Below are 19,089 nucleotides of genomic sequence, written 5' to 3'. Positions count from 1 at the left end.
GGACATCCACGGGCGTTCCCCTGACCGCGGCGGGTGCGCGCATGCTGCGCGACCGCAAACGATCAACACCCTTCCCCCTTGCCCCAGCACCATATCCACGTCCTTCCTGACAGGGCAGGGCCTTGCACATTCCCGTGCCACCGGCACGTGTCACGGGGGGCGGGAAAATCCGGACAACAAGGATCGCAAGACGACGGGCAGGTCGATCAGTTCAAGCCATATTGCAAACACTCTTGACATGGACATTGGACTAGACCAACTTGGCTGCGGGGCACCCCACTTGCCCCGGATCACCTTCCGATCAGCTTTCCCGAACACCGTCTGACGCGTTCTCACCCCCCCACCTCCCCCCACCGGAGCCCACGTGAACCGCATACGCTCCCTCGCCATTCCGCTCGCCGTCACCCTCGCAGCCGCCGGGCTCACCGCCCTGGCCACCGGCACCGCCCAGGCCGCCGACGTCAACGTCTCCCGCAACGGCGGCTTCGAGTCCGGTCTCGCCAACTGGACGTGTACCTCCGGCAGCGGCGCCGTCGTCTCCTCCCCCGTCTTCGCGGGCGCCGGCGCCCTCAAGGCCACCCCGGCGGGCCAGGACAAGGCGCAGTGCAGCCAGGTCGTCACCGTCAAGCCGAGTTCGACCTACACGCTCAGCGAGCAGGTCAACGGCTCGTACGTGTACCTCGGCGCGACCGGTACCGGTACCCAGGACGTCTCCACCTGGACCCCCGGCACCGGCGGCGGCTTCCAGAAGCTGTCCACCACCTTCACCACCGGTCCGAGCACCACCCAGGTCACCGTCTACACCCACGGCTGGTTCGGCCAGCCGGGCTTCGTGGTCGACGAGTTCAGCGTCTTCGGCCCCGACGGCGGAGGCGGCACCGACCCGTCGCCGACCATCCCCGGCGCCCCGTCCGGCAGCGCCGTTTCCGGCCAGAGCTCCAGCGGGCTCACCCTTTCGTGGAACACGGTCAGCGGGGCCGCCGGCTATTACGTGTATCAGGACGGCGTCCGCGTCCAGACCGTGACCTCGGGCACCTCCGCGCAGATCACCGGGCTCGCCGCGTCGACCACGTACTCCTTCCAGGTGAGCGCGTACAACGCGGCCGGCGAGGGCGTGAAGGGTGCGGCCGTCCCCGGCACCACCACGAGCGGCGGGGGCGGCAATCCGAACCCGTCGGTGCCCAAGCACGCGGTGACCGGCTACTGGCAGAATTTCAACAACGGCGCGACCGTCCAGAAGATCTCCGACGTCTCCGCGCAGTACGACATCATCGCCGTCTCCTTCGCCGACGCCACGAGCACGCCCGGCGCCATCACCTTCAACCTCGACTCGGCCGGCCTCGGCGGCTACACGGTCCCCCAGTTCAAGGCGGACGTCGCCGCGAAGAAGGCGGCCGGCAAGTCCGTCATCCTCTCCATCGGCGGCGAGAAGGGCACCATCTCGGTCAACGACTCGACGTCCGCGACCAACCTCGCGAACTCCGCGTACGCGCTGATGCAGGAGTACGGCTTCACCGGGATCGACATCGACCTGGAGAACGGCCTGAACCCCACCTACATGACCCAGGCGCTGCGCGCACTGGCGGCGAAGGCCGGCCCCTCGCTCGTCCTCACCATGGCCCCGCAGACCATCGACATGCAGTCGACGCAGGGCGGCTACTTCAAGACGGCTCTCGCCGTGAAGGACATCCTCACCGTCGTCAACATGCAGTACTACAACAGCGGCGCGATGCTCGGCTGCGACGGCAAGGTCTACTCCCAGGGCTCGGTGGACTTCCTCACCGCGCTGGCCTGCATCCAGTTGGAGGGTGGGCTCGACCCCTCGCAGGTGGGCATCGGGGTCCCGGCCTCCCCCAGCGGCGCGGGCAGCGGCTACGTCTCGCCGACCATCGTGAACAACGCGCTGGACTGCCTGGCCAGGGGCACGAGCTGCGGCAGCTTCAAGCCGTCGAAGACCTACCCGGGGCTGCGCGGCGCGATGACCTGGTCGACCAACTGGGACGCCAAAGCGGGTGGCGCTTGGTCCAACGCGGTGGGTCCGAAGGTCCACGGCCTGCCGTAGCAGGTAGGTGTGTGGGGATGGCTGGTTTGAGGTTCTTGACCCGGACATGCCACGAGAGCACGCTGTGCGCGTCCGCACGGCTACCCCCACACTCCCACCCAGGAGAACGCATGCGGCTCCACCACCGCCGAAGGGCCGCCGTCACGGCGGCCCTTCTCGCGCTCGCGCTCGGCGCACCCGCCTACAGCCTGAGCGCGACGGCAGCCCCGCCGCCCACCCCGTCGACCGCCACCCAGGACGAGTCGATCGTCCAGTACGAGATCCAGGGCCCGTCCACGGCGACGGAACGCACCGCCCTGCTCCGTACCGGCATCTCGATCGACGAGGTGGACGCCCGCTCCGTCGTCGTCAGCGCCGACACGATGCAGGCCAAGAAGCTGCGCGCCCTCGGCTACGAGCTGACCGCGCTGCCCGGACCGCCGGACCGCTCCGACGGGCGCGACATCGCCGCCGGGATCAACGACTTCCCGTCGAAGGACGCGCTCTACCACAACTACGCCGAGGCGAACGCGGAGATCGACCAGCGCATCGCCCAGTACCCCACGCTCATGAGCAAGCGGGTCATCGGCAAGTCGTACCAGGGCCGGGACCTCATCGCGATCAAGATCAGCGACAACGTCGCGACCGACGAGGCCGAGCCCGAGGTGCTCTTCACCGCGCACCAGCACGCCCGCGAGCACCTGACGGTCGAGATGGCCCTCTACCTGCTCAAGGAGTTCGGCTCGAAGTACGGGACGGACTCCAGGGTCACCAACGCGGTCAACGGCCGCGAGATCTGGATCATCCCCGACCTCAACCCGGACGGCGGCGAGTACGACATCGCCTCCGGCTCGTACCGCTCCTGGCGCAAGAACCGGCAGCCCAACGCCGGCTCCTCCTACGTCGGCACGGACGAGAACCGCAACTGGGACTACAAGTGGGGCTGCTGCGGCGGCTCCAGCAGCAGCAAGAGCTCCGAGACCTACCGGGGCGCGGCCGCCGAGTCGGCGCCCGAGGTCAAGGTGGTCTCGGACTTCGTGCGCAGCCGCGTGATCGGCGGCAAGCAGCAGATCACGGCCGCCATCGACTTCCACACGTACAGCGAGCTCGTGCTGTGGCCGTTCGGGTGGACGTACAACGACACGGCGCCCGGGCTGACCGCCGACGACCTGGCCGTGTACAAGAAGATCGGCACCAGCATGGCGGCCAGCAACGGCTACACGCCGGAGCAGTCGAGCGACCTGTACATCACGGACGGGACGATCGACGACTGGCTGTGGGGCAACCAGAAGATCTTCGCCTACACCTTCGAGATGTACCCGACCGGTTCGGGCGGCGGCGGCTTCTACCCGCCGGACGAGGTCATCGACCGGGAGACGGCGCGCAACAAGGACGCGGTGCTGCAGCTCCTGGAGAACGCGGACTGCATGTACCGGTCGATCGGCAAGCAGGCGCAGTACTGCCCGTAGGGCCGGTCGTCATGTGAACCGGGGCGCCCCACCGCCAGGGGGGCGCCCCTTCGCACGGGCCAAGCTAGTCCTTCGCCGCGTCCTGGGCGTTGCGCCAGATCGTGAGGTCGACGGTGACGTAGCGGGTCGACTCCTTGTTGCCGTCGCCCTTCCTGCCGCGGAAGGTCGCCACGGCGATGTGCCCGGCCTTGCTCAGCACGCAGACCTGCGAGCCGTCCGTGAGCTCGTCGAGGCCGATCTTCTCGGTGAAGCGCGTGACCGTGCGGCAGGTCTCCAGGGAGCCCTTCTCGGAGTTGTTCAGCAGGACGAGCTTGCCGTTGTCGGTGCCGAACTTCTCGTCCCCGAACAGGGTGTCCCGGTAGTAGAAGAGGTCACCCTTCCCGTAGAGGACGCCGCTCTTGGTCTCGGCGGGGCGCGGCGGATTGTCGGCGAACAGCACCTGGTGGTTCTCGGGCATCTCGATGCGCTGGTACGAGACCGGCTGCGGGTCGGCGCGCTTCCCGGTCCCGCCCGGGGAGGCGCTCGCGCTCGACCCGCTGCCGGGTGACCCGGCCGCACCGTTCTTCTTGGAGTCGTCCGGCAGCAGGGACCCGATGACGGCGAGCCCGATGACCGCGCCCACGACGGACAGGGTGACGATCAGCCCGGTCCGCTTGGGGCGGGTCGGGGCGGGCGGGTACGTGGGCTGCCCCCAGCCGGGCTGCGCGTACGTGGGCTGGGCGTAGGCGGGCTGGGGCTGGGTGTACGCGGGCTGCGCGTACGAAGGCTGCGGGCGCGGAGGCTGCGCGTACGAAGGCTGCGCGTACGGAGGCGGTGTCCCGTAGCCGGTCGGCGCCGTCGGCGGTCCGGGCTGCGCCGGAGCGGCCGGTGCCGGAGCGGCTTGCGTCGGCGCGGCGGCCACGCCGGCCGGGCCGTACGGGGACGCGGCGCCGGGCGCGGGAGTCTGCGGGGAGAACTCCGTCGGAGTCGGCGCCTGGGCCCGGTCCTGACCGGGACCCGCCGTGGGCGGCTGCGGGGCGGAGGCGGGCACGGGCGGCGGGGTGGGCGCCGGGGCGGGCAGCAGCTGCACCCGCTCGGTGATGGAACCGGCCACCGCGCGCGGCAGCCAGTCCTCCCCCTGGCGCAGCGGCTCGCTGCCCGCGGCTTCGTTGCACAGGGCGATGACCTCGGTCAGGGCCGGGCGGTCGGCGGGGTCGCGGCTGAGGCAACGGGTCACCAGGGGCCGCAGCACCTCGGGCAGCCCGCCGAGTTCGGGGTCCTCGTGCACGATCCGGTAGAGCACGGCGTGCGAGGGCCCGTCGCCGTAGACGGAGGACCCGATGGCCGCGAAGGCGGCGATCTGGCCGAGGGCGAAGACGTCGGTGGCCGGGGTGATCGTGCCGGCCGAGGCCTGCTCTGGCGCCATGAACGCCGGGGTGCCGATGCTGACGCCCGTGCTGGTCAGGGCGGTGGTGTCGGCCGCGCGGGCGATGCCGAAGTCGATGACGCGCGGGCCGTCGGAGGCGAGGAGGACGTTGGCGGGCTTCAGGTCTCGGTGGACGATGCCCGCGCCGTGGATGACGGTCAGGGCCTCGGCGACCCCGACGGCCAGCAGCAGCACGCTGCGCGGCGGCAGTGCGCCGTGGTGGGCCACGGCGTGCGCGAGGGAGGGGCCGGGCACGTAGGCCGTGGCCAGCCAGGGCTGGGCGCCCTCGGTGTCCGAGTCGATGACCGGGGCGGTGTAGAGCCCCTGGACCCGCTCCGCGGACCGCACCTCCTGCTGGAAGCGCCGCCGGAACTCGGGGTCCTCGCCGAACTCGGACCGGATCACCTTGATGGCGATGGGCCGGCCGCCCGGCGTGTACGAGAGGTACACCTTGCCCATGCCGCCCGCGCCGAGCACCGCTGCGAGCCGATAGCCGCCCACGACCTCCGGGTCGTCCGCCTTGAGCGGTTGGAAGATGCCTGCCGAAGGTGCGCTGCTCATTGAGGACCCATCCCTGCTAGCGGCGTTCCGGCCCCCGCCGGCGCCCCGAAGTCATCCGTGAGGGTACCCAATGGGCGGTCGGCACCCCGACTCGGACCGCACTCCCGGCGGCGGGAGTTGGCAGCCCCTGCCGCCAACTCCCGTGGAACCCACGGCTCAGACTCAGGCGTCGAGCACCGCGAGGGCGTCGATCTCGATCAGCAGGTCACCCGGGAGGCCCACGTAGACCGTGGTGCGGGCGGAGGGGGCCTCCTTCAGGTTCTGCTGCTCGAAGTAGGCGTTGTAGATCTCGTTCATCTCTTCGAAGTGCGTGGTGTCGGTGAGGTAGACGCGCAGCATCATCACGTCGTCCCAGGTCGCGCCGCCCGCCTCCAGCACGGAGCGGACGTTCTCCAGCGTCTGGAGGGTCTGCTCGCGCAGGGTGGGGCCGGCCGGCGTGGGCTCCTGCCCGTCCACGTGCGGGAGGAAGCCGACCTGGCCGGCGACCTGGAGGATGTTGCCCTTGCGGACGCCGTGCGAGAACTTCGCGGGCGGGTCGGTGTGGGTGGCGGGGGTGATCGCGGTCTTGTCGGTCATGGCCTGTCTTCTTCCTGTTCCTGTACGGGGCCCGAGCCTGAGTACTCGCGGCCGATGGCGTCGGCGGTCTGCCGTACGAGCGGGAGGAGTTCGAGCAGCCCCACGACGGAGAGGACCACGCCGGGGGCGGAGACGGACATCGCGGCGACCACGCGGCCGTCGGGTCCGCGGACGGGGGCGGCCAGGCAGTTCAGGGACTCCTCGTGGCCGCCGATGTCCGTGGCCCACCCCTGGGCGCGTACGAGGTCCAGCTCGCGCAGGTACGCGGCGGCGTCGGGGGTGGAGCGGGAGGTGTAGGCCGGGTACTCGATGCGCGCGGCCAGGGCCCGGCGCTCGGCCTCCGGCAGGTCGGCGATGAGCAGCTTGGCCACGGCGGCGACGGTGAGGGGGACGGGCCGGCCGATGCGCGAGTACATCCGGACCGCGTAGCGGCTGTCGACCTTGTCCACGTAGACGACCTCGTCGTCCTGGTGGAGGGCGAGGTGCACGGTGTGTCCGGTGATCCGGTTCAGTTCCAGCAGGTGCGGGTGCGCGATGTCGCGCACGTCGAGGTTCTCGATGGACTCGGCGGCCAGCGCGAAGAGGGAGGCCCCGAGCCGGTAGCGCCCGTCGCCCTGCCGGTAGACGAAGCCGTGTTCCTGGAGGGTCCGCAGCAGGCGCAGGGCCGTGCTCTTGTGCACGTCGAGCACCTCGGCGACCTCGCCGAGCCCGGCGGGGCCCTTGGCCAGGGCAGGCAGGATCCGGAGCGCCCGCTCCACCGACTGGCTCACGCCGTGTACCTCCGTACGGAACCGGGACCGGGACCCGGACCCGTTGACCCGTCGTCACCCGGGATGTTAGACAGCATGCAGCAGTGCACGCAACGACTGTTGCACTGTACGCAACAACCGCAATACCCCGGGAGGCACACGACCATGCCCAGCGACCCCGTCCAGGCCCTCGCCCAGGAGCCGGTGGACCACCGCTTCAAGGGCCTCCCCCCGGACGCCGGACAGGCGGGCCTCACCGTGGGAGAGCTGACCGCCCAGCGGCGGAGCCTCTACACCGGCGGGTTCACGACGCCCGTGCTCACCCTCGACGCGGAGGCGCTGAGCCACAATCTCGCCGCCCTCGGCACCTACGCCGAGCGCCACGGCCTGGCCTTCGCCCCGCACGGCAAGACCTGCATGGCCCCGCAGCTGTTCCGGCGTCAGCTCGAGCACGGGGCCTGGGGCATCACCGCCGCCGTCCCCCACCAGGCGCGCGTCTACCGGGCGTTCGGCATCCAGCGGATCTTCCTCGCCAACGAGCTCGTCGACGCCGCCGCCCTGCGCTGGGTGGCCGCCGAGCTCGCCGCGGACCCCGATTTCCGGTTCGTCTGCTACGTGGACTCCGTGCGCGGGGTCCGGCTCATGGACCGGGCCCTCCAGGGGCAGCCCCAGCGGGTCGACGTGGTCGTCGAGCTCGGCGCCGGGGAGGGCGCCCGCACGGGGGCCCGTACCGACGAGGACTGCCGGGCCGTCGCCGACGCGGTGGCGGGTACGGACACCCTGCGCCTGGTCGGCATCGCCGGGTACGAGGCGGAGGTGCCCGGCGCCGACCCGGACTCGGTGCACGCCTACCTGCGCCGGCTCACCGCTCTGGCGGTCGAGTTCGACAAGGCGGGACGGTTCGAGGGGACCGGGGAGATCGTCGTCAGCGCGGGCGGTTCCGCCTGGTTCGACGCCGTCGCCGATGTGTTCGCCGAGCTGCCGGAGCTCTCGCGGCCGGTCCTGAAGCTGCTGCGCTCGGGTGCGTACGTCTCCCACGACCACGGCTGGTACACCCGCCTCACCCCCTTCAACCGGGTCCCCGAGGAGGGCGGCCTGCGCCCCGCCTTCCGGCTCTGGGCGCAGGTGGTCTCCCGCCCCTCCCCCACCCAGGCGTTCGTCAACGCCGGCAAGCGGGACATCGCCTACGACCTCGGGCTGCCCGAGGCGGAGCTGGTCCGCGATCCCCTGACCGGCGCCGAGCGCCCGGCGACGGGCGTCCGCGTCCTCAAGCTCTCCGACCAGCACGCCTGGCTGGAAACGGACTCCGCCGAGGACGTGCAGGTCGGCGACTGGGTGGCGCTGGGCATGTCCCACCCGTGCACGATCTTCGAGAAGTGGCCGCTGATCCCGGTGGTGGAGGCCGACGGCACGGTCGCCGAGTACGTCCGAACGTTCTTCTAAGCTCCAGAGGAGCCTTCCCACCACCATGGACCTGGTCATCCGCGGGGCCCGCGTCGTCGACGGCACGGGCGGGCCCTCCTACACCGCCGACGTCGGCATCCGCGAGGGCCGCATCGCCGAAGTGGGCAGCCGGATCGCGGGCGGTGGGCGGCACGCGCTCGACGCCCGCGGCCTCGCCCTGGCCCCCGGGTTCATCGACATGCACGCCCACAGCGACCTGGCCCTGCTGCGCGATCCGGACCACGGCGCGAAGGCCGCCCAGGGCGTCACCCTCGAAGTCCTCGGCCAGGACGGCCTGTCGTACGCCCCCGTCGACGACCGCACGCTGGCCGAGGTGCGGGCCGCCATCGCCGGCTGGAACGGCACGGGCGAGGACATCGACTTCGACTGGCGCACGGTCGGCGGGTACCTGGACCGGCTGGACGCCCAGGGCATCGCCGTCAACGCCGCCTACCTGGTCCCCCAGGGCACCGTCCGCGCGCACGTCGTCGGCTGGGGCGACCGCCCCGCCACCCCGGCCGAGCTCGACCGGATGCGGAACCTGGTCGCGGAGGGGCTCGCGCAGGGCGCCGTCGGCATGTCCTCCGGGCTCACCTACACCCCGGGCATGTACGCGTCCGGTGCCGAGCTGAGCGAGCTGTGCCGGGTGGTGGCGCAGTACGGCGGCTACTACTGCCCGCACCACCGCTCGTACGGCCGCGGCGCCCTGGCCGCCTACGCCGAGATGGTCGAGCTGACCCGCGAGGCCGGCTGCGCCCTGCACCTGGCGCACGCCACGATGAACTTCGGGGAGAACCAGGGCCGGGCGGGCGAGCTGCTCGCCCTGCTCGACGGAGCACTGGCCGACGGCGCCGACATCACCCTCGACAGCTACCCGTACACCCCCGGCTGCACCACCCTGGTCGCCCTGCTGCCCGGTTGGGCGAACGAGGGCGGACCCGAGGCGGTCCTCGCCCGACTGCGCGACGACGCCGAAGCCGAGCGGATCCGGTACGCGCTGGAGGTGGAGGGCGCCGACGGCTGCCACGGGGTCCCCGTCGACTGGTCGACGATCGAGATCGCCGGGACCACGGATCCGGCCTACGGGGCGTACGTCGGCACGCGCGTCCCCGACTGGGACACGGCCAGGGCGCTACTGCTGGGCGACCGGCTCGGCCCGAGCATCCTCCAGCACGTCGGGCACGAGGAGAACGTACGGGCGATCATGCGCCACCCGGTCCACACGGGCGGCTCGGACGGCATCCTCCAGGGTGCGAAACCGCATCCGCGGGCCTACGGCACCTTCCCGCACTACCTCGGGCACTACGTGCGCGAGCTGGGCGTCCTGTCCCTGGAAGAGTGCGTCGCCCACCTCTCCGGCCGTCCCGCCGCGCGGCTGCGGCTGCCGGACCGGGGGCTGGTGCGCGTCGGGCACCGGGCGGACCTCGTCCTCTTCGATCCGCTGACGGTCGCGGCCGGATCGACGTACGAGCGGCCGCGGGCGCTGCCGACCGGGATCCCGTACGTCCTGATCGACGGGCGTTTCGTCGTACGGGACGGGCGCAGGACGGACGTCCTGGCCGGGCGGTCCGTCCGCCGGACCCCGCACGGCGGCCGCTAGCAGGCCGCATTTCACACTTACGATGAGCGGCATGTACGCCTTTGTACCTGCCGCCCTCTTCCTCACCCTCTTCGGCGTGAGCGTCCGGGAGGACCGCCGGCGCTTCCGCAACGCGGTCTACCTGGGCCTCACCTTCATATTCACCTCGCTCGGCCTGCTCACCCTGGTCCCGGACCTGCCCCACGGTCTCGCCACGGCCGTCGTCGCGCTGGTCTTCCTGGTCCCGGCGCTCGGTACGATCGCGCTCGGCTTCTTCCTGATCGGCAACGCCGTAACGGTGAACCGCAAGGAGGGCCGCCGCCCGGCCCTGCTCTCCTTCGCGGCCGGGGTGGGGATCTTCGCCCTGATCGCGTTCGTCCTGACCATGGGCAACCGGGGCTCCCAGACCTGGGACGCGGTGGTGGTGGGCGTGGTCTTCCTCGCCGGGTACGTCTCCTTCCTCTTCCTCTGCTTCCTCGCCTACGCCTTCCTCTACGGCCGGATCACGGTGCACGGGGACGTCGACTACGTGGTGATGCTCGGCTCCGGCCTCATCGGCGGCGACCGGGTCCCGCCGCTGCTGGCCTCGCGGCTGCGCAAGGGCCGGGAGATCCACGACGCGCAGATCGCCCGGGGCGGGCGGGTGCCGCTGCTGCTGACCTCGGGCGGCAAGGGGAGCGACGAGAAGCTCGCGGAGGCGCGGGCGATGGCCGATTGGCTGATCGCCGAGGGCGTGCCGCAGGAGCACGTGCGGCTGGAGGACCGCTCCCGCACGACGGAGGAGAACCTCCTGTTCAGCCGGACGGTCATGGAGGCGGCCGACCCCGCCTACCGCTGCGTGGTGGTCACCAACAACTTCCATGCCTTCCGCGCCGCGATGATGGCCCGCAAGGCCGGGGTGAACGGCCAGGTGCTGGGCTCGCCGACGGCGAAGTACTTCTGGCCGAGCGCGACGATCCGGGAGTTCGTGGCGGTGTTCTGGGAGCACAGGATCGTAAACCTCGGCATCTGCGGGGCGGTCGTCGCACTGACGGCGGTGCTGGCGATCAACAGCGCCTGAGGCGCCGAGGTGCGTTCATGGGGGCGCGGCCGGAGGATGGGGGCCAGGGGGACACAGCAGGAGGTAGCGATGGACAGTGAATCGGACCAGCAGCCCCAGCGCCCCGCCCACCTCTACACCGGGTCGGAGCACCCGTTCGACCCCGAGGACCTCGTGATGGCGCGCGGCCAGGACGTGACTCCCGAGCGGGTCGAGAAGGCGCGCAAGCTGATCGAGAAGGAGGGCGCGAGGGCGCTCGAACGCTACCTCCCGTAGGTGGGCCCGGAGCGGGGCGGACCGGGCTCCCCGGTCCGCCCCGAGCTGCGGGCGGGCCGGTGCGCATCCAGAATCGATGGATGCTCGTTAGCCCGCGCGGGGGGCGATTCCGAAGGGACGACAACGATGGCGATCGACTCCCCCACGACCGTCGACTGGGACCACCCGGCCGACCCGCCGGCGGGGCAGCTCTCCACGCACGTGCACGCCTACGTGGCCAGCTCCGGGGCTGACGGGCATCTGTGGCACGGGGTTCCGACGTTGCTCCTGACCACCCTCGACCGGTTCTCCGGCCGGCCCGTCCGCACTCCGCTGATCTACGCGAAGGACGACGGCCGCCACATCGTCCTGGCCACCGCGGCCGACGGCACGCCCGGGGTCCCCTCCTGGTACCGCAACCTCGCCGCCCACCCGGAGGTCCGCCTCCAGGTCGGCGCCCTGACCGCGCAGGCCCGCGCGCGCACGGCGACCCCGGCGGAGCGTGAAACGTACTGGGAGGCCGTGACCGCCCTGTGGCCCGCCTACGAGGACCACCAGGCGGCGGCCGCACCCCGCGAGATCCCCCTGGTCATCATCGAGCGCTGACCGCGGCCGCAGAGGCCTCAGCCGGTGACTGCGATGCGGCCCTGCACCGTCCTGCCGGCCACGGCCGCCTGACGCCTGCCCTACCGCGCGGAGGTCCAGCCCCGGCGGCGGAGGGCTTCGAAGCCGTCCAGGAGGAGGTCCAGGGCGAATTCGAACTCGAACTGGTCGTCGCAGCCGCTGCCGCCGACCGTGGAGCCGTCGTCGTGCGCGGCGGTCGCGGCCAGTTCCGCGATGTGCGGGTAGTGCGCCGCCAGTGCCGGGTCCGGCGGGCCGGAGGGGCCCGAGGGGCCCGAGGGGCCCGAGGGGCCCGAGGTGTCGAACAGTTCCTGGCTGAAGCCGAGCAGGCGGCTGCCCATCGCGTGCATGACGTGGTGCGTGAGGTCGGCGGAGAGGCCGCCCTCACGGAAGATCCCGGCCATCGAGTCCAGGTACGCCAGCACGGCCGGGGTGGGGCCGGTCCGCGATTCGATGACCCGGGCCGCCCAGGGGTGGCGCAGCAGGACCCGGCGGGCCGAGAGGATCCGCCCGCGGACCACCCGCTGCCAGTCGGGGCCCGCGGCCGGCGGGTCGATCTCGCCGACGACGGCGTCGGTCATGCCGTCGAGCAGCTCCTCCTTGTTGGCCACGTGCTTGTAGAGGGCCATCGGTACGACGTCCAGCTCCTGCGCGAGCCTGCGCATGCTGAGCGCGTCGATGCCGGTGGCGTCGGCGAGCGCGACGGCGGCGCGCAGGACACGGTCCCTGTTCAGGGGGATCCGCTGCGTGCTCGTGGCTTCCTGCCGGTTCGTCCTCACCTTGACGAGTGTACGCCGTACACCTATGGTCGCTGCAAGGTGTACGGCGTACACCTCCATCGAGCGAGGGGTACCGAGAAGATGAGTCCGGACCGGAGAACCGCGGTGGCCGCCGGGCTGCTGTTCCTGCTGACCGAGGTCTCGGCGATAGCCGGGGCGGTGCTCTACAGCCCCCTGCTGGGAGCGGCGGACGGCCGGCTCGCACCGGGCGCCGACACGCAGGCCCTGCTCGGGGCGCTCTGCGAAGTGGTGCTGGTGGTGGCGGTGGCCGGCACCGGGGCGGCCCTGTTCCCCGTCCTGCGGCGCCACGGCGAGGGGCTCGCGCTCGGGTACGCCTTCGGGCGACTGCTGGAGGCGGCCGTCATCGCCGTCGGGATCGTCGCCGTCCTGGCGCTCGTCACCCTGCGGCGGGACACGGGCGCGCCGGACGGCGCCGACGCCGCGCTGGTGGCCGCACACGACTGGACGTTCCTGCTCGGCCCCAACATCGCCCTCGGCCTGAACACCGTCCTGCTCGCATACCTGACCTATCGCGCACGGCTCGTCCCGCGCCCCATCGCCGTACTCGGCCTGATCGGCGGCCCCCTGATCTGCGCCTCGGCCGCAGCCGTCATGTTCGGCGCCTACGACCAACTCTCCCCGGCAGGCGCAGCCGCCGCCCTCCCGGTCTTCGCCTGGGAGCTGGCACTGGCCGGATGGCTGATCACCAAGGGCTTCACCCCCGGACCCGACGCAGCCACCACACCCCGGACGATCGAAGAAGCGACCACCCCGACTGCCTAGCCGAAGTCGTACACCGTGACGGGTATCCCCTTCGCGCACAGCCCGTCACGGATCAGCGGCTCGATGCGGGACCACTTGCCGCCCGCGAGTCCGCAGCCGATGCGGGGCATGTGGACGGAGGCCCCCAGTTCCGCGGCGTGGGCCGCCAGACGTGCGAGGCAGAGCTCGATCGCCTCGTAGCGGACGGGCGGGCCTCCGCTGCCTGTGCGCATGCCGTGTTGGCCGACCATGTTCGCGACCCAGGTGTCCGGACGGACCTGGACGAGCTGTACCGCGCCGAGCGCGAAGTCGTTCCCGCTGCGGCCCCTGTGCCAGGCGCGGTACGCGGCCTCCGGCTCGCTCCAGCGCTTCGAGAGCGCGAGGACGAAGCCCTTCCCCCAGCCTCCGAGGTCGTTGCAGACGTGCGCGATGACCTTCGGCCCCCGGACCTGCGGACTGCTCGCGTCCCCGCGGATGACGGTCGGCTGCTGCATGCGGATCCCCCCTTTCCTCCCCTGCCCGGAAGGTACCCGGACCCTCTGACAGCGCCGGAAGGCATGCGGCTCGGGGGGCTTGGGGCCTCAGCCTTCGGGTCGTAGGTCCGCAGTCTTTCCGACCATGGGTTTATGTGGTTTTAACCGTGTTACAACTGGAACATCGCGCTGCAAATGGCGCATTTTCCTTCGCTGTTGCCCAGCCCACACAAGCGCTGCCCGCCTTGGCAACACACCCCGTTTCCTCTGGAGGAAGCAACCGTGAGTACAGCCGAGCAGACGGCCACGTCTGCCAAGAAGAACTCCGCCGCCATGGCGGTCATGCAGCGCCTCGGCCGCAGCCTGATGCTGCCGATCGCCGTGCTGCCGGCCGCCGCGCTACTGATGCGCTTCGGCCAGGAGGACATGCTGGGCAGCGCGTCCCTGCCGGGCTGGTGCAACGAGATCGCCACGTACATGGCCGCCGGCGGCAACGCCATCTTCAACAACCTGGCGCTGCTCTTCGCCGTGGGCATCGCGGTCGGCTTCGCGAAGAAGGCCGACGGTTCCACCGGCCTCGCGGCCGTCGCGGGTTACCTCGTCTTCTCGAACGTGCTCGGCACCTTCACCGACGGCAACGTCCCGCAGGTCGAGAAGGTCGTCGACCACCAGGTCGCCCTGGTCAACGCACCCGTCAACGCGGGCGTCCTCGGCGGCGTCGTGATGGGCATCGTGACCGCCCTGCTGTACCAGAAGTTCTACCGGACCAAGCTCCCCGACTGGGCGGGCTTCTTCGGCGGCCGCCGACTCGTCCCGATCCTGTCCTCCTTCTCCGGCCTGGTCATCGGCATCGTGATGGGCCTGATCTGGCCGGTCCTCGGCAAGGGCATCCACGGCTTCGGCGAGTGGCTGGTGAACTCCGGCGCCGTCGGCGCGGGCATCTTCGGTGTCGCCAACCGTGCGCTGATCCCCGTCGGCATGCACCACCTGCTGAACTCCTTCCCCTGGTACCAGGCCGGTGAGTTCGACGGCAAGCACGGCGACATCGCCCGCTTCCTCGCCGGCGACCCGAGCGCCGGACAGTTCATGACCGGCTTCTTCCCGATCATGATGTTCGCCCTCCCGGCGGCCTGCCTCGCCATCACCCACTGCGCCCGCCCCGAGCGCCGCAAGGTCGTCGGCGGCATGATGTTCTCCCTCGCGCTCACCGCCTTCGTCACGGGCATCACCGAGCCGATCGAGTTCACCTTCATGTTCATCGCCCCGGTGCTGTACGCGATCCACGCGGTGCTGACCGGTGTGTCCATGGCGCTGACCTGGTCGCTCGGAATGAAGGACGGCTTCGGCTTCTCGGCCGGCGCGATCGACTTCGTCCTCAACCTCGGCATCGCGTCCAACCCGTGGGGTCTGGCCGGCATCGGGCTCTGCTTCGCGGCGCTGTACTACTTCATCTTCCGCTTCGCGATCACCAAGTGGAACCTGCCGACCCCGGGCCGCGAGTCCGACGAGGAGCTCGCCGAGATCCTCAAGGCCGAGGCGAAGTAGCCGTGCCCGCGACGCAGCGCACCCCCGGACGGGGAATGCCTTGCGAGGAGCGGCGCGAGCTGATCGCCGGAGCGGTACGGGCCAAGGGCCGCGTACGGGTGGCCGATCTCGTACGGGAACTGGGCGTCAGCCGGATGACCATCCACCGGGACCTCCAGCACCTGGACGCCCAGGGCCGGGTACGACGGATCCGGTCCGGAGCGACCTCGACGACCACGGCCACGGCCACGACGGCCGCCACGGCCTGAGCGTCACCCCGAAAGCGGGGGCGGGGCACCACCGACCGACCGGTGGTGCCCCGCCCCTTTTCGCGTTCCTCAGGCCCGGCAAGGTGACGAGCGCAACACCGGTCCGGCCCCCTCCGTCGGACCCACCCATTCCGCAGGCCGGAGCGGGGCGGCGGCCCCGGTTTCCAAGGGCTCGTGGCGCCCGTACCCAAGCTTTGCACGAAAGGGGACATATCGGTCCACCGCCCGCCCCTCCGCTCCGGGTCAAATAGCGGAGCGCGCCCGCATCGGGACCCGTAAGCTCCCGTCATGCAGGTGATCCAGTCAACGAAACTCGCCAATGTCTGCTACGAGATCCGCGGCCCCGTCCTCGAAGAGGCGATGCGGCTCGAAGCAGCAGGTCATCGCATCCTCAAGCTCAACACCGGCAACCCCGCGGCCTTCGGCTTCGAGTGCCCGCCGGAGATCCTTGAGGACATGCTCCGCAACCTGGGCAACGCCCACGGCTACGGGGACGCGAAGGGCCTGCTCTCGGCGCGCCGTGCGGTCATGCAGCACTACCAGACCAAGGGCATCGACCTGGACGTCGAGGACATCTACATCGGCAACGGGGTCTCCGAGCTGATCCAGATGTCGATGCAGGCGCTGCTCGACGACGGCGACGAGGTGCTCGTCCCGGCGCCGGACTACCCGCTGTGGACCGCCTCCGTCAGCCTGGCCGGCGGCACCGCCGTGCACTACCGCTGCGACGAGCAGTCCGACTGGATGCCGGACCTCGCCGACATCGAGCGCAAGGTCACCGACCGGACCCGCGCGATCGTGATCATCAACCCGAACAACCCGACCGGCGCCGTCTACGACGACGAGATGCTGCGCGGGCTGACGGACATCGCCCGGCGCCACAACCTGATCGTCTGCTCCGACGAGATCTACGACCGGATCCTCTACGACGGCGCCACGCACACGAACACCGCCGCCATCGCGCCGGACCTGCTGACGCTCACCTTCAACGGGCTCTCCAAGAACTACCGCGTCGCCGGCTACCGCTCCGGGTGGATGGCGGTGTGCGGGCCCAAGAAGCACGCCTCGTCGTACATCGAGGGCCTGACGATCCTGGCGAACATGCGGCTCTGCGCCAACATGCCCTCCCAGCACGCCATCGCCACCGCCCTCGGCGGGCGGCAGTCGATCAACGACCTGGTGCTGCCCGGCGGGCGGATCCTGGAGCAGCGCGACACGGCGTACGACCTGCTGACGCAGATCCCCGGCATCACCTGCGTGAAGCCCAAGGGCGCGCTGTACCTGTTCCCGAAGCTGGACCCGTCCGTCTACAAGATCAAGGACGACCGGCAGATGGTCCTCGACCTGCTCCGCGAGGAGAAGATCATGGTCGTGCACGGTACGGGCTTCAACTGGCCCGAGCCCGACCACTTCCGGATCGTGACCCTGCCCAACGCGAAGGACCTCGCCGACGCGGTCACCCGGATCGGGAACTTCCTCGACGGGTACAGCCAGCCGTAGGCCCCGGGTCCCCGGTACCGGTGGGCGGCCCCCGCGCGCAGCCTCGTAGGTACGGGCCGCGCGCGGGGGCCGCGTCGTTCTACGCGTCGGCGGCGACGAGTCCGGTGGACAGGGCCACGGTGATCGCGGCGACGTGGTGGTAGGCCCGCCCGACGGCGGCGAGCACCGGGTCCTGGCCGCCCGGCCCGGGGAGCGCCCCGTTCAGGCGCGCCGTGAAGCGCGCCCAGCGCTCGCGGTCACCGCTGGCGTAGTAGGCCACGCCGTCCGTGTCGCGCAGCCCGTAGGCCTCGGCGACGTACCGGCGCAGGATCATGCCGCCGAGCGTGGAGCCCTCCAGTACGTAGAGGAACCCGAGCAGGGCCGGGGGGTCCGAGACCGCGGCGGCGCGGATCTCCCGCGCGAGGGCGTCCGCCGGTGCGGCCGCGGTGGACGCCGGGAACACGCCGTCCTCGGCGAAGTACATGAGGTCGCGGTCTATGCAGGGGAGTTTGACCAGGTCCGCCGACCACACCGAGGTGACGCACGGGTCCGTGGCACGGGCGAGCTCGGCCTCCAGCACCGCCAGGACCCGGCGGTAGGCGGCGAGCTGGTCGACGTACCGGTCGAGCGGAAGCGTCCCCGCGAGCATCGCACGGGAGAAGGGCGTGCCCTCCAGGTCCTGGTGCCGCCCGCGGGTGCTCGCCCGGATGCGCTCGACGACCGTGTGGCAGTCCGTGGGGCTCATGCACCCTCCCCCTTCAGGAGCGTCGCGTGCAGGCGGTCGATGAGGTGGCCCTTGCGTTCGATCGTCACGTCGAAGTAGCGGGCGCTCTGCTCGGAACGGCACACTCCGCGCACCGTCTCCATCGCCGAGCGCTTGAGCTCCACCGCCTCCGCCGCGAGCAGGAGGAGCGTCCGGCGCAGCTCCGGATGACCGAGCACGAACTCCTTCAGCCGCGCCCCCACGAGCTCGCCCGACGCAGGCAGGCCGGCGGGCGCGGAGTCGAGCAGTTCGAGGAAGACCCGGTTGCTCAGCTGGCCGAAGTCCTCGTGGGTGGCGCGGCCGCCGAACTCGGGCACGAAGTCGGTCAGATCGTTGAAGAGCTGGCTGGCCAGTCCGAGGTTGCGCATGGCCTCGTCCAGGACCCGCCGCTCGTCCTCCACTACGCCCAGGGCCGCCACCGCCGCGTCCAGCGGCATCCAGAACAGCGTGCCCGTCTTGAGCGCGGCCATCGACTCCCAGAAGGCGACCCGCTCGCCGCGGGGCGCGGCCACCAGTTCGGCGCGGGTGAGCGCGGTGCGCGTGGAGACGTCGACGGCCTGGCCGGTGAGGCCCCGGCCGATCGACTGCAGGAGGCTCCGTACGACGGCCGGGTCGGCCGCGTGCTCCAGCGCCGCGGTGATCAGCAGGGAGCCCGTGTTGAGGGCGAGCGGGATGCCGTGGGTGACGTGGAGGGCGGGCTCGCCGTAGCGGATGCCGCTGCCGTCCTGGATGTCGTCGAGGGCGACCGCGGCCTTCAGGAGGACGCGCACCGCCACGGCCGCGCGGCGGACCGCGGCCAGGTCCGCCGCGGAGGCCTCCTCGCCGGCCCGGCCGGGGAAGCCCCGGTAGTTGCGGTAGGCCCAGAACACCATCGAGGGCCGCAGCGGGGCCCGGCCCGCGGGAGCTCCCGCGGTGGGCGCCAGGGCCTGCTGGCCCACCTTCGAGCCGACGGCGTCGGCGACCGGCGCGTAGAGGGAGCGCGCCAGCACCGCCTCGTACACCGATTCCGGAGCGGAAGGGCCCGCGGTGGTCAGGGAGGCCGAGAAGGCGGCCAGGTCGTCTTCCAGGAGCGCCGCATCGCTCCGCACCACTGCCTCTACGCCCGATATATCCGACACGTCTCCGGACCCAGCCATTTCCGTCCCCCGAGCATCACGCCAGTCGGCCCGCACGTCTCCGTACACACGTGCACCGAAAGGAGAAGGGTGAACGTTGCCGCCCAGCCACCACAAGACAGATTCAAGCCGACACACAGGACCAAGATTCAGCTCAACTTTAGAACGGATCCAATGTAGGATGGTC

General features: G+C 71.2%; 18 protein-coding genes. 11 read left to right on the top strand and 7 right to left on the bottom strand.

Features of this window, described 5'->3' with window-relative positions; all coding sequences use genetic code 11:
- Positions 1-364 precede the first annotated feature (364 nt).
- On the top strand, positions 365-2,062 hold the full coding sequence (locus ACFVX6_RS14380) for a chitinase (protein WP_389691228.1): 1,698 nt from the start codon (positions 365-367) through the stop codon (positions 2,060-2,062).
- A 110-nt stretch (positions 2,063-2,172) separates the two neighbouring features.
- Positions 2,173-3,510, top strand: a complete 1,338-nt coding sequence (locus tag ACFVX6_RS14375; RefSeq protein WP_389691226.1) for a M14 family metallopeptidase — start codon at positions 2,173-2,175, stop codon at positions 3,508-3,510.
- Between the two features lie 64 nt (positions 3,511-3,574).
- Here the strand turns inward: ACFVX6_RS14375 and ACFVX6_RS14370 are convergent, their stop codons facing one another.
- From ACFVX6_RS14370 to ACFVX6_RS14360, 3 genes are all read right to left on the bottom strand, one after another.
- Positions 3,575-5,476, bottom strand: coding sequence for a protein kinase (locus ACFVX6_RS14370; protein ID WP_389691224.1), 1,902 nt, complete (start codon positions 5,474-5,476; stop codon positions 3,575-3,577).
- Positions 5,477-5,638: 162 nt separating this feature from the next.
- The gene (locus ACFVX6_RS14365; protein ID WP_389691222.1) at positions 5,639-6,052 is read right to left on the bottom strand and encodes a RidA family protein; all 414 of its coding nucleotides are present in this window, start codon (positions 6,050-6,052) and stop codon (positions 5,639-5,641) included.
- On the bottom strand, positions 6,049-6,822 hold the full coding sequence (locus ACFVX6_RS14360; RefSeq protein ID WP_389691220.1) for an IclR family transcriptional regulator: 774 nt from the start codon (positions 6,820-6,822) through the stop codon (positions 6,049-6,051). The genes ACFVX6_RS14365 and ACFVX6_RS14360 overlap by 4 nt, the downstream gene beginning before the upstream one ends.
- Before the next feature lie 144 nt (positions 6,823-6,966).
- Between ACFVX6_RS14360 and ACFVX6_RS14355 the strand changes: the two genes are divergently transcribed.
- The 5 genes from ACFVX6_RS14355 to ACFVX6_RS14335 all read left to right on the top strand — a co-directional run bounded on the left by ACFVX6_RS14355 (position 6,967) and on the right by ACFVX6_RS14335 (position 11,723).
- Complete coding sequence (locus tag ACFVX6_RS14355; RefSeq protein ID WP_389691218.1) at positions 6,967-8,244, top strand: amino acid deaminase; 1,278 nt, start codon at positions 6,967-6,969, stop codon at positions 8,242-8,244.
- A 25-nt stretch (positions 8,245-8,269) separates the two neighbouring features.
- Complete coding sequence (locus ACFVX6_RS14350; RefSeq protein WP_389691216.1) at positions 8,270-9,844, top strand: amidohydrolase family protein; 1,575 nt, start codon at positions 8,270-8,272, stop codon at positions 9,842-9,844.
- Between the two features lie 31 nt (positions 9,845-9,875).
- A complete protein-coding gene (locus ACFVX6_RS14345) occupies positions 9,876-10,883 on the top strand; it encodes a YdcF family protein (protein WP_389691214.1) in 1,008 nt (335 codons plus the stop codon).
- Positions 10,884-10,952: 69 nt separating this feature from the next.
- Positions 10,953-11,138, top strand: a complete 186-nt coding sequence (locus ACFVX6_RS14340; protein ID WP_243340661.1) for a hypothetical protein — start codon at positions 10,953-10,955, stop codon at positions 11,136-11,138.
- A 126-nt stretch (positions 11,139-11,264) separates the two neighbouring features.
- The gene (locus ACFVX6_RS14335) at positions 11,265-11,723 is read left to right on the top strand and encodes a nitroreductase/quinone reductase family protein (protein ID WP_389691212.1); all 459 of its coding nucleotides are present in this window, start codon (positions 11,265-11,267) and stop codon (positions 11,721-11,723) included.
- A gap of 80 nt (positions 11,724-11,803) precedes the next feature.
- On the opposite strand, the gene ACFVX6_RS14330 is transcribed toward ACFVX6_RS14335, so the two are convergent.
- The gene (locus tag ACFVX6_RS14330) at positions 11,804-12,517 is read right to left on the bottom strand and encodes a TetR/AcrR family transcriptional regulator C-terminal domain-containing protein (RefSeq protein WP_389691211.1); all 714 of its coding nucleotides are present in this window, start codon (positions 12,515-12,517) and stop codon (positions 11,804-11,806) included.
- Positions 12,518-12,598: 81 nt separating this feature from the next.
- On the opposite strand from ACFVX6_RS14330, the gene ACFVX6_RS14325 reads away from it, so the two are divergent.
- Positions 12,599-13,300, top strand: coding sequence for a DUF4386 domain-containing protein (locus ACFVX6_RS14325; RefSeq protein ID WP_389691209.1), 702 nt, complete (start codon positions 12,599-12,601; stop codon positions 13,298-13,300).
- Here ACFVX6_RS14325 and ACFVX6_RS14320 read toward each other — a convergent pair.
- Positions 13,297-13,773, bottom strand: a complete 477-nt coding sequence (locus ACFVX6_RS14320; protein ID WP_389691207.1) for a macro domain-containing protein — start codon at positions 13,771-13,773, stop codon at positions 13,297-13,299. The two genes, ACFVX6_RS14325 and ACFVX6_RS14320, sit on opposite strands and share 4 nt — an antisense overlap.
- Positions 13,774-14,085: 312 nt before the next feature.
- Between ACFVX6_RS14320 and ACFVX6_RS14315 the strand changes: the two genes are divergently transcribed.
- From ACFVX6_RS14315 to ACFVX6_RS14305, 3 genes are all read left to right on the top strand, one after another.
- Complete coding sequence (locus ACFVX6_RS14315; protein WP_389691344.1) at positions 14,086-15,297, top strand: PTS transporter subunit EIIC; 1,212 nt, start codon at positions 14,086-14,088, stop codon at positions 15,295-15,297.
- Positions 15,298-15,299: 2 nt separating this feature from the next.
- Positions 15,300-15,545, top strand: a complete 246-nt coding sequence (locus tag ACFVX6_RS14310; RefSeq protein ID WP_389691205.1) for a DeoR family transcriptional regulator — start codon at positions 15,300-15,302, stop codon at positions 15,543-15,545.
- Positions 15,546-15,833: 288 nt separating this feature from the next.
- Complete coding sequence (locus tag ACFVX6_RS14305; protein WP_351376878.1) at positions 15,834-17,045, top strand: pyridoxal phosphate-dependent aminotransferase; 1,212 nt, start codon at positions 15,834-15,836, stop codon at positions 17,043-17,045.
- A gap of 79 nt (positions 17,046-17,124) precedes the next feature.
- Here ACFVX6_RS14305 and ACFVX6_RS14300 read toward each other — a convergent pair whose 3' ends face one another.
- Positions 17,125-17,769, bottom strand: a complete 645-nt coding sequence (locus ACFVX6_RS14300; protein ID WP_389691203.1) for a biliverdin-producing heme oxygenase — start codon at positions 17,767-17,769, stop codon at positions 17,125-17,127.
- Positions 17,766-18,923, bottom strand: coding sequence for a polyprenyl synthetase family protein (locus tag ACFVX6_RS14295; protein WP_389691201.1), 1,158 nt, complete (start codon positions 18,921-18,923; stop codon positions 17,766-17,768). Before ACFVX6_RS14295 ends, ACFVX6_RS14300 begins: the two co-directional genes overlap by 4 nt.
- Positions 18,924-19,089: the final 166 nt, after the last annotated feature.

The organism is Streptomyces sp. NPDC058289 (assembly GCF_042880975.1).
Taxonomy (GTDB): domain Bacteria; phylum Actinomycetota; class Actinomycetes; order Streptomycetales; family Streptomycetaceae; genus Streptomyces; species Streptomyces stoeckheimensis.
Note: the sequence above shows the minus strand (reverse complement) of the source record. Positions and strands in the feature narration are given on the sequence as shown.

Coding starts and splice junctions, on each gene's coding strand:
- ACFVX6_RS14375 (WP_389691226.1), top strand. CDS start 2,173: ATGCGGCTCCACCACCGCCGAAGGGCCGCCGTCACGGCGGCCCTTCTC.
- ACFVX6_RS14365 (WP_389691222.1), bottom strand. CDS start 6,052: ATGACCGACAAGACCGCGATCACCCCCGCCACCCACACCGACCCGCCC.
- ACFVX6_RS14300 (WP_389691203.1), bottom strand. CDS start 17,769: ATGAGCCCCACGGACTGCCACACGGTCGTCGAGCGCATCCGGGCGAGC.
- ACFVX6_RS14335 (WP_389691212.1), top strand. CDS start 11,265: ATGGCGATCGACTCCCCCACGACCGTCGACTGGGACCACCCGGCCGAC.
- ACFVX6_RS14355 (WP_389691218.1), top strand. CDS start 6,967: ATGCCCAGCGACCCCGTCCAGGCCCTCGCCCAGGAGCCGGTGGACCAC.
- ACFVX6_RS14370 (WP_389691224.1), bottom strand. CDS start 5,476: ATGAGCAGCGCACCTTCGGCAGGCATCTTCCAACCGCTCAAGGCGGAC.
- ACFVX6_RS14340 (WP_243340661.1), top strand. CDS start 10,953: ATGGACAGTGAATCGGACCAGCAGCCCCAGCGCCCCGCCCACCTCTAC.
- ACFVX6_RS14320 (WP_389691207.1), bottom strand. CDS start 13,773: ATGCAGCAGCCGACCGTCATCCGCGGGGACGCGAGCAGTCCGCAGGTC.
- ACFVX6_RS14315 (WP_389691344.1), top strand. CDS start 14,086: ATGGCGGTCATGCAGCGCCTCGGCCGCAGCCTGATGCTGCCGATCGCC.
- ACFVX6_RS14305 (WP_351376878.1), top strand. CDS start 15,834: ATGCAGGTGATCCAGTCAACGAAACTCGCCAATGTCTGCTACGAGATC.
- ACFVX6_RS14325 (WP_389691209.1), top strand. CDS start 12,599: ATGAGTCCGGACCGGAGAACCGCGGTGGCCGCCGGGCTGCTGTTCCTG.
- ACFVX6_RS14295 (WP_389691201.1), bottom strand. CDS start 18,923: ATGGCTGGGTCCGGAGACGTGTCGGATATATCGGGCGTAGAGGCAGTG.
- ACFVX6_RS14350 (WP_389691216.1), top strand. CDS start 8,270: ATGGACCTGGTCATCCGCGGGGCCCGCGTCGTCGACGGCACGGGCGGG.
- ACFVX6_RS14345 (WP_389691214.1), top strand. CDS start 9,876: ATGTACGCCTTTGTACCTGCCGCCCTCTTCCTCACCCTCTTCGGCGTG.